The 8,741-nt window shown below is 65.0% G+C and carries 10 protein-coding genes; 4 read left to right on the top strand and 6 right to left on the bottom strand.

Features of this window, described 5'->3' with window-relative positions:
* The first annotated feature begins 94 nt into the window (after positions 1–94).
* From EOB49_RS31305 to EOB49_RS38155, 4 genes are all read left to right on the top strand, one after another.
* Entirely contained in the window at positions 95–976 is an 882-nt protein-coding gene (locus tag EOB49_RS31305; protein WP_127383249.1) for a LysR family transcriptional regulator, read from the top strand.
* A gap of 219 nt (positions 977–1,195) precedes the next feature.
* The gene (locus tag EOB49_RS31300; protein WP_127383248.1) at positions 1,196–1,639 is read left to right on the top strand and encodes a hypothetical protein; all 444 of its coding nucleotides are present in this window, start codon (positions 1,196–1,198) and stop codon (positions 1,637–1,639) included.
* Positions 1,636–2,664, top strand: coding sequence for a hypothetical protein (locus tag EOB49_RS38160; protein WP_245472918.1), 1,029 nt, complete (start codon positions 1,636–1,638; stop codon positions 2,662–2,664). The genes EOB49_RS31300 and EOB49_RS38160 overlap by 4 nt, the downstream gene beginning before the upstream one ends.
* 95 nt (positions 2,665–2,759) lie before the next feature.
* Entirely contained in the window at positions 2,760–3,794 is a 1,035-nt protein-coding gene (locus EOB49_RS38155; protein WP_245472917.1) for a phosphatidylserine/phosphatidylglycerophosphate/cardiolipin synthase family protein, read from the top strand.
* 4 nt (positions 3,795–3,798) lie between these two features.
* Here the strand turns inward: EOB49_RS38155 and EOB49_RS31290 are convergent, their stop codons facing one another.
* The 6 genes from EOB49_RS31290 to EOB49_RS31265 form a co-directional block, all read right to left on the bottom strand.
* A complete protein-coding gene (locus EOB49_RS31290; RefSeq protein WP_024502886.1) occupies positions 3,799–5,055 on the bottom strand; it encodes a D-amino acid dehydrogenase in 1,257 nt (418 codons plus the stop codon).
* Between the two features lie 118 nt (positions 5,056–5,173).
* Positions 5,174–5,728, bottom strand: coding sequence for a nucleoside-diphosphate kinase (locus EOB49_RS31285; RefSeq protein WP_127383247.1), 555 nt, complete (start codon positions 5,726–5,728; stop codon positions 5,174–5,176).
* Positions 5,729–5,730: 2 nt separating this feature from the next.
* Complete coding sequence (gene rnk, locus EOB49_RS31280; protein ID WP_127383246.1) at positions 5,731–6,153, bottom strand: nucleoside diphosphate kinase regulator; 423 nt, start codon at positions 6,151–6,153, stop codon at positions 5,731–5,733.
* A gap of 274 nt (positions 6,154–6,427) precedes the next feature.
* The gene (gene alr / locus EOB49_RS31275; protein ID WP_127383245.1) at positions 6,428–7,567 is read right to left on the bottom strand and encodes an alanine racemase; all 1,140 of its coding nucleotides are present in this window, start codon (positions 7,565–7,567) and stop codon (positions 6,428–6,430) included.
* A gap of 77 nt (positions 7,568–7,644) precedes the next feature.
* Positions 7,645–8,166 carry an RNA pyrophosphohydrolase gene (locus EOB49_RS31270; protein ID WP_127383244.1) on the bottom strand — a complete coding sequence of 174 codons (522 nt, stop codon included), beginning with the start codon at positions 8,164–8,166 and terminating at the stop codon, positions 7,645–7,647.
* 30 nt (positions 8,167–8,196) lie between these two features.
* Positions 8,197–8,741, bottom strand: a 545-nt coding sequence (locus tag EOB49_RS31265; RefSeq protein ID WP_206526166.1) for a divergent polysaccharide deacetylase family protein, incomplete at its 5' end; no start/stop codon positions are given.

Below are 8,741 nucleotides of genomic sequence, written 5' to 3'. Positions count from 1 at the left end.
CTGCCAATCTCCCCCCTTGAGGGGGAGATGTCCGGCAGGACAGAGGGGGGCGCCACGGAACGCAACGGCGGCGATTGTCACCTGGACCATCCCCATGAACTGGGATGACGTCCGCATCTTCCTTGCCGTGGCGCGTGCCGGCCAGATCCTTGGCGCGGCCAAACGGCTGGAGCTCAACCACGCCACCGTCTCACGCCGCATCGCCGCACTCGAGGAAGCACTGCGGACAAAGCTGTTTCGCCGCTTGACCACCGGCAGCGAGCTGACGCCCGCCGGCGAGCGTTTTCTCGACATTGCCGAGCGCATGGAGGGCGACATGATCGCCGCGCGCTCGACCATTTCAGGCGAAGGCGACGACGTTTCCGGCACGGTGCGCATCGGTGCGCCCGACGGTTTTGGTGTCGCCTTCCTGGCCAAGCGCCTTGGCGAACTAACCGCCCTGCACCGCGAGCTGACGATCCAGCTTGTGCCGGTGCCGCGCTCCTTCTCGCTGTCGCGCCGCGAGGCCGACATCGCCATCACCGTCGAGCGGCCGACCGAAGGCCGGCTGGTGGCGGGAAAGCTGGTCGACTACTCGCTCGGCCTGTTTGCCTCGCGCGCCTACGCCGATGCCAATGGCTTGCCCAACACCGCCGCCGAGCTCGGCCAGCACACGCTGATCGGCTACGTGCCGGACCTCATCGTCAGTCCCTCGCTCGACTATGCCGCCGAATTCAGCACGGACTGGCGCACCAGCTTCGCCATCTCCTCGGCGCTCGGCCAGGCCGAGGCGGTGCGCTCGGGCGCCGGCATCGGCATCCTGCACACCTTCGTCGCCCGCTCGATGCCGGAATTGGTATCCGTCGATGTGGTCGCGCCGATCCGCCGCGCCTACTGGCTGGTCTATCACGAATCGGTCAGGCCGCTGCGCCGCGTCCAGATCGTCGCCAGCTTCATCACCAAGGTGGTGGAGCGGGAGCGAAACCTGTTCGTCTGATGCATGTCGCCCAAAAGTGATCTCGGTTTTGAGAGAACGACATGCATAAAACAAAGACGCTAAAGCGCATCGCATGAATCCGATCAAACGCGATGCGCTGTAGCCGTGCCGCCTTTTCCTTGCCACAAAACCGGCCAGTGTGGCATCAGGCGTGCGGTCGCCGGCTGTGGGGGGACGCCGCGCGCAGGGACATCTTTCAGAAAGCTGGCGCGGATAGACATGCGAGCCGTTCTTGCCATCCTGCCGCTGCTTTTCGTTTCGGCTTGCGCCAATCCGTGGACGAAGGTCCCGGGAGCCGAACTGCCCAAGCCGATCCGCTACGCAATGGCGCGGCCTTCGCCTTTCGTCTTCGGCAATTATTGCGGCCTTGGCACCCGCACCGGCGACCTGTCGGCCCGGCCGGCCGACCGACTCGATGCGGCCTGCCAGGTGCATGATGCCTGCTACATCGCCCGCCACAACCATTGCGACTGCGACGGCACCCTGGTCGCCTCGGCGAAAGCGATCCGTGACGACAAGACAGCGCCACGCAAAATGCGCGGCGAGGCCGAACTGTTGATCGCCACCTTCGCCATTCCCGTCTGCAAGGTCTTCCCGCAGGGCTTCATGCCGCCGCGCGATCCCGCGCAATTGAGCGCCCTGAAGGCCGGAGTCGCCGGGTGAAGGGTCGCGCATCCATCGCCATCGTTCTGTTCGGGCTGGCTGTCCTTGCCGGCTGTGCCGGCGCTGGCCGCAATGCCTGCGACCTGCTGCAGGGCCAGAGCGCTTGCGCGCGACCCGCGCTCTCGGCCGGGACAGATGGGCCGCAGATCGCCGCCGCGCAGTTTTTCGGTGACGCCGGCACGAGCGACTATGAAAAACGCTTCCTGGCGCTGCTCGCCCACCACCAGCTTGGCGCCATGGACCGCGCCAACGGCACCGGCCCTTTCGGCCATGACCGCCATGAGATCGCCAACAGCGATTTCCAGGCGACCTACCGGACACTGCAAAAACTGGCCGGACCGGTTGCCGAAACGCATCTGCCGCCAGCCGGCGCCAGCAGCGGCGAGGGCCATTTCGATGGACGCTGGCGGGTGTCGCGGCAGACGCTCTACATCGATGCGGCGGCGCGGCCCTCAGTGCCCAGGGTCTTCGATTTCTCGGGCCTGCAGGCACGCAGCGTCGAGATCGTGCTGCGCCAGGCCGGCAAGCAACCGGCCGACATCGAGGGCATCTGCGACGGCACGCTGGCGATCCGTGCTGGCGCCGGTTCACGCACCATCGCCATGGGCACGGCATTCCGTTTTCGCCTGGCCGGCGAGGACGACACGGTCAGCCTGTTTCCAAGTGACAGCCTGAACCGCTGCACGGCAAGGATCCGCTCCAGCCTTGCCCCGGCCGGCGCGCCGCTCACCATTCGGCGCGAAGAGGCCGCCGATCCGGCTCTCGCCGCCTTCGACAGTCGCTACGAGCGTTGCACGACGCCTAACCCCACCGGCCTCGATGCGCTCAGCCGCGCCTTCTATGCCAGCCGCTGGCTGTCGCAGACCTGCGCCTTGCCGATCGGAAAGCCGCGCCTGCTGCGCAAATCGCGCGATGGCTTCAACGCCAAGGTCGAGGCGCTGAGGGGGGGGCGCCGCTGTCCGACAGCGCCATCGACAAGGGCGACCCGGAGCTGCCGCTCGACTTCTCCAAGGCGCCAAGGCTGAAGCTGATCTATCTGTCGTCCCTGGAGTTCAAAGCCGACTTTTCCGGCCGCATCATCGAACGGCTGATCCGTCATCATGCGGCCCTCGGCACCAAGGTGCGCATCCTGGTCACCGACGTGCTGGAGCGCGACAAGGACGACGCCATGCTGCATCGGCTGGCGGCCGAATTCCCCAATGTCGAGCTGCAGGAATATCGCTGGCGGGCGGACCGGGGCGCGCCGATCGACGAGCAGATTTCACAATTGCACAAGGTCCATCACGTCAAGATGCTGGCGACGCTTGCCGATGATCCACGGCGGTCGCGCGCCATCATCGGCGGCCGCAACATCCATGACGGCTTCCTGTTTCACCAGCCGATCGATCTGTCGCGCTATCCCGATCTTGAGCAATACGGCAAGACCGACGGGCTCTCGCTGAACTACTATTCGAACTGGAGCGACTTCGACATCGAGTTCGCCGATCCGGCCACGGTCGAGATCCTTGCCGCGCATCTTTCGACAGTGTGGCTGCGCGATGCCGACACCAATCTGGCGCGCCCCTTCTCGATTCCGGTCCGGTCCGACGGCGCCCGCCCGTCAGGCACGGCACGACACTTCATTTCGGTGCCCTACGAGGACGGCCATGCGCTGGAGGACTATTTCGTCGAACTGGTCGACGCTGCCCAGCACCATATCCAGATCGTCAATCCCTACCTCAACCTGACGCCCAAGCTTGCCCAGGCTGTTGACCGGGCGCTCGCCCGCGGCGTCAGGATCGACATTGTCGGCCGCATCGATCTCAAGGGCGATATCGGCGGCAAGTTTCTCACCGCGCTCAACAAGCTGTTCGTCGAGAAATATGGCGACCGCATCAACATCCGCGAATTCAAGGCGCCTGACGTGGTGCTGCATTCCAAGATCATGATGATCGACGAAAGGTTGGTCGCCATCTCGTCGGTCAATCTCAACAACCGCAGCTTCTTCCACGACAGTGAGAACGGCATGATGGTACTCGATCCGGCCTTCTACACCAGGATGAAGCCGATCTATGACGACTATGTCGCGCACTCCAATCCGGTCGCCACCAATGTAACGATTCCGTGGGCCTACCGGCTGCTTTTCGACGAGGACTGGGTCCGGCAGGCGTTCTGACCCTCTACCGTAGATAGCGCTCCTGCGCGAGGTCGCGAACGTCGATGTCAGGCACCCGGCTGGAGATGATGTCGGCCAGAACCTTGCCCGAGCCGCAGGCCATGGTCCAGCCGAGCGTGCCGTGGCCGGTGTTGAGATAGAGATTGGAAAGCTCGGTGCGGCCGATCAGCGGCGGACCATCCGGCGTCATCGGCCGCAGCCCGCACCAGAACGTCGCGTCCCGCATGGCGCCGGCGCCCGGAAAGAGATCGCCAACCGAGTGTTCCAGCGTGCGCCGCCGCGATTCGTGCAGCCTGAGGTCGAAGCCGGAAATCTCGGCCGTACCACCAACCCGGATGCGGTCGCCGAGCCGGGTGATCGCCACCTTGTAGGTCTCGTCCATCACCGTCGACACCGGTGCCGCGGCGGCGTCCTTGATCGGCACGGTGATCGAATAGCCCTTGACCGGATAGACCGGGATCGGCCGCTTCACCCGGCGCATGAAACCTGCCGAATAACTGCCCAGCGCCATCACATAGGCGTCGGCGGTCTTCCAGCCCTTGCTGGTGCTGAGATTGGCGATGCGGTTGCGGCTGCGGATGACGCGCCAGATCGTCACGTCGTACTCGAACTTGACGCCGCGGGCCACACAGAGTTCGGCCAGCCTGTCGGTGAACATCTTGCAGTCGCCGGTCTCGTCGTGCGGCAGCCTGAGGCCGCCGACGAACTTTTCGCGCACCCCGGCAAGGCCAGGCTCAGCCGCGATGCAGCCGTCCTGGTCGAGGATCTCGTAAGGCACGCCATACTTCTTCAGCACCTCGACGTCGCCGCCGGTGCCGTCGAGCTGCTTTTGCGTGCGAAACAGCTGCAGCGTGCCCTGGGTGCGCTCGTCATAGGCGATGCCGGTCGCTTCGCGCAGCGCCTTCAGCGTGTCGCGGCTGTATTCGGCGAGCGGCACCATGCGTGCCTTGTTGATCGCATAGCGCTCGGCCGTGCAGTTGCGCAGCATCTTGATCAGCCATGTCCACATATGCGGGTCGAAGGCGGGCCGCACCACCAGCGGGCCATGCTTCATCAGCAGCCATTTGATCGCCTTCAGCGGAATGCCGGGTCCGGCCCAGGGCGAGGCGTAGCCGGGCGAAATCTCGCCGGCATTAGCGAAGCTGGTTTCCAGCGCCGGGCCTTTCTGGCGGTCGAGAACCGTCACCTCGTGGCCGGCCTCGGCAAGGAAGTACGCCGTGGTCACTCCGATGACGCCGCCGCCCAGCACCATGATCTTCATCGTTCACTCCTTGCCGCCGCACGTCCTGAGGACGCCTGGACGCGGCCGCATTTCCGATTTGCGCACGATCCCCTGCGAAAATCGATGCCGACTTTCGGGATCGTGCAGTGTTGCCTGTTCACGCCGCCGTGGGACCGGGGTCGTCATCCCCTGTCTGCCGCATTCCGGCCCTTTCGCCAAGGGGCCGCCAATCGGCTGCGGCGCTGTAGACGAGGGTGAGCCCATGCGGCCGTCGCGCCTCGTCTCGGGATTTCTCCCTGACGGCACGCCGCGCGGCCTCCGGCTGGTAGAGCACGGTCGCGATCAGGACCGACTCCCGCCTGCCGTCGGCCTGTTCGATCCATGCAGTCCGGCCCTCGGCCATGCCGAGCATGCAAAGCCCCCGCCTTGTCATGATCGACAGGCTGGAGCCGACCGGACCGCGCACCTCGTTCTGCACCAAGGTCCGGGTCTCGGCAGGGCCGGCATCGACACGAAACACCAGCCTGCTGTTCAGCGTCACGATATCGGATCCGACCGAATCGATCGCGACGACCTCGGCTTTGGAAAGCTTCTCTTCAAGCATTGGAACAATCGGATCCGCGAAAGCCCGCCAACGCTCCAACATGATCTCGAGGACGGCGAAGTCCTTCGTCGTCAGCCGGAAATTCGCGCCTGTCATCGCCGTCTCCATGATCAGGACCCTTCCCGACCGCAGGCCGGCGCATCGACCGCTTCGATGGTCGCCGACAGTTCCCGGCCGCCACGGCTGCTCCAGCACACTGTCTGCCCGATCGACGCGCCGATAAGCGCCGTCCCCATCGGTGTCAGCACCGAGATCCTGTTTTCACTGATGTCTGCTTCGCCGGGATAGACCAGTGTGACGCGCTGGGTGTGGCCGCCATCGTTGCGGATTGTCACCGTCGAACCCATCCGCACCACGTTGGCCGGCATGGAAGCCGCTGCCGTCACGAAGGCACGGTCCATCTCCGAAAGCAGTTCTTCGTCCGTCTCGGGCACGCGGTCGAGCGACGCCCGCGCCAGGCCCGTCAGCCTGTGGTGGTCGGCATCGCTGACCAGAAGCCGGCTCGGTGGACGCAATCCTGTTGCATGTTGCATGGCAAACCTCATGACTTGGCGCATCCAACAGACGCGCGCCTGCCCCCGCACAAACGGTGGCTTGATGAAAAGCCGGCAGCCGCGAAGCTGTCTGGCTCGGGAATGATGATGTCAGGTAGAAATGCCCCGGTTCGGACGAACGCCAAAAGGCGACCGCGCCGGGGCTACGATCCCGCGATCGGGCAGACCCTGAACAAGGTTCTGACATAAGCTGGGTTGCTCATGCAAGGAGCCTTGCCGACAGGCGTCCGCTTGTCAAGCGCGGCCAAACCGCTCAACTGCCGACATAGCGCCGATGGAAGCGCGGGCCGAGGCTGGTCAGGATCTCGTAGCCGATGGTGCCGGCATGGCCAGCAGCGTCATCGACACTTTGCGAGGGACCGAGCAGTTCGACGAGATCACCCTCGCGCAACCTGCCGGCCGGCAGGGCGGAAATGTCGAGAATGATCGAATCCATCGACACCCGCCCGAGGAAAGGCAGGCGCGTGCCCTCGAACCACGCAGCCGACGCGGCCCGGCGCTGCCAGCCATCCGCGTAGCCGAACGAAATCGTCGCCAGCCTGAGCGGGCCTTGCGCTTGATAGGTGTGGCCATAGCCGACGCCGGCGCCTTTTTCGATGCTGCGCGTCTGTGCCACCTTTGCCTGCAACCGCACCACCGGCAGCATCGGATTGGGCTTTGCCGGCGTCGGATTGATGCCGTAGAGCGCGGCACCGGGGCGGGCGAGATCGTAGTGAAAGCGCTCCCCAAGAAAGATGCCGGAGGAATTGGTCAGCGAGGCCGGTGCCGCCGGCAGCATCTTGCGCAGCTGCTCGAATGCCAATCGCTGCCGCTCATTGGCCGGGTGCTCCGGCTCGTCGGCGCAGGCCAGATGACTCATCACGAACCGGATGTCGATGCCGTCGAAGGCCTGCGGATCGGCGGCAACGCGCTCCACATCCCGGGGCGCCATGCCGAGCCGCGACATGCCGCTGTCGACCTGGATTGCGGCCGGCAGTTTTCGGCCGGCGCGGCGAGCCGACACACGCCAAGCCGCCAGTTGCTCGGGGCTGTTGATGACAGCGCAAACGTCCGCTGCCACGGCGTCCGTCTCGGCACCGGACGGAATGCCGTTCAACACGAAAATGGCAGGGCCCGCACCAAGCGAGCGGCGCAGGGCGACGCCTTCGCCCAGAAGCGCAACGAAGAAGACATCGCAGCCTTCGCGCAGCAGCGCCGCCCCGACCTGGCCGGCGCCAACGCCGTAGCCGTCCGCCTTGAGCACACCAGCGCAGGCAACATCGCCCAACCGCGCCTTCAGCCGCCGGTAGTTTTCACGGATTGCACCGAGATCGATGGTGAGGATGGCCCCAGCCGCCACTTCGCTTGTGGCGGTGACCTCTTCTGGCGGCGACTTTTGGGGGGCGTCGTTCATGGCGACCCTTCGCGGTGCTAGTGGATACATCAATAGGACCGCCGGGCCGGCGCGGCAACCGCGGTTGTTGTATAGCGCTATTGCACCAGATGCCGGAACGCCGCCACCACGTCCTCATAGACATGGCGCTTGAACGGCACGATCAGGTCGGGAAGGTCCCGCATAGGCCGCCATGCCCATTTGTCGAACTCGGCGGTGTGGCCGCCCGGCGGCGGATTGATCTGGATCTCGCTGACATCGCCGTGGAAGCGAAAGGCGAACCATTTCTGCGTCTGGCCGCGATACCGGCCCTTGAAGGCGATGCCAACGAGATGGTCCGGCAAATCATAGTTGATCCAGTCCGGCGCTTCGGCCAGCAGCGAGACGCCCCGCATGCCGGTCTCCTCGTAGAGTTCACGCTCGGCCGCTTGCAACGGCTCCTCACCCTCGTCGATGCCGCCCTGCGGCATCTGCCAGAGCTGCGTCGTGCCGGCGAATTCGCTGTCCGGTTCTGCGATGCGATGCCCGACCCAGACAAGGCCCTCGGCGTTGAGGATCATCAGCCCGACGCAGGGACGATAAGGCAATTTTTCGCGGTCGATTTTTTTTGTCTTTTGCATCCGTCAGTCTTTCCAACCGTCTTACGATGGCTAGCCTTTTTGCGGGTCTATGGCCACCGCTGAAATCGGCACGATCTCGATGCCGCGCTTCTTGGCCCCGACCACCCAGGACGACACGGTATCGACCGTCAGGTCGAAGGCCGAACCGATGCCGACGGCAGTGCCTTTGGCCCGCGCGGTCGCCTCCAGGCTGTCGAGCTTCTTCAGGATTTCGCCGCGATCCTGCACGGCATCGATCGCCATGTCGCCGGAGACGAAGGGCACGCCGTCCTTCAGCGCCAGGTCCGGCGCCAAGCTGCGAGCCGACGAGCCGTCATCGATATAGGCGAGGCCGCGTTTGCCGAGCTCGGCGATGAACGGCTCCATCGCCGCCGCGTCGGCGGAAAAGCGGGCGCCCATATAGTTCATGACGCCGGTATAGTTGGTCGTCCGCGACAGCGCCCAGTGCAGGCTTTTCAGGTTCTCATCCGCGCTCGCCGCCACCGTCAGCGTGTTGCGTCCCGGATTTACCTTGGGATAGTCGAACGGTTCGAGCGGCACCTGCATGACGATCTCGTGGCCGCTCTGCCTGGCTG

The sequence above is a fragment of the Mesorhizobium sp. M7A.F.Ca.MR.148.00.0.0 genome, from assembly GCF_003997735.1.
Lineage (GTDB): Bacteria > Pseudomonadota > Alphaproteobacteria > Rhizobiales > Rhizobiaceae > Mesorhizobium.
Note: the sequence above shows the minus strand (reverse complement) of the source record. Positions and strands in the feature narration are given on the sequence as shown.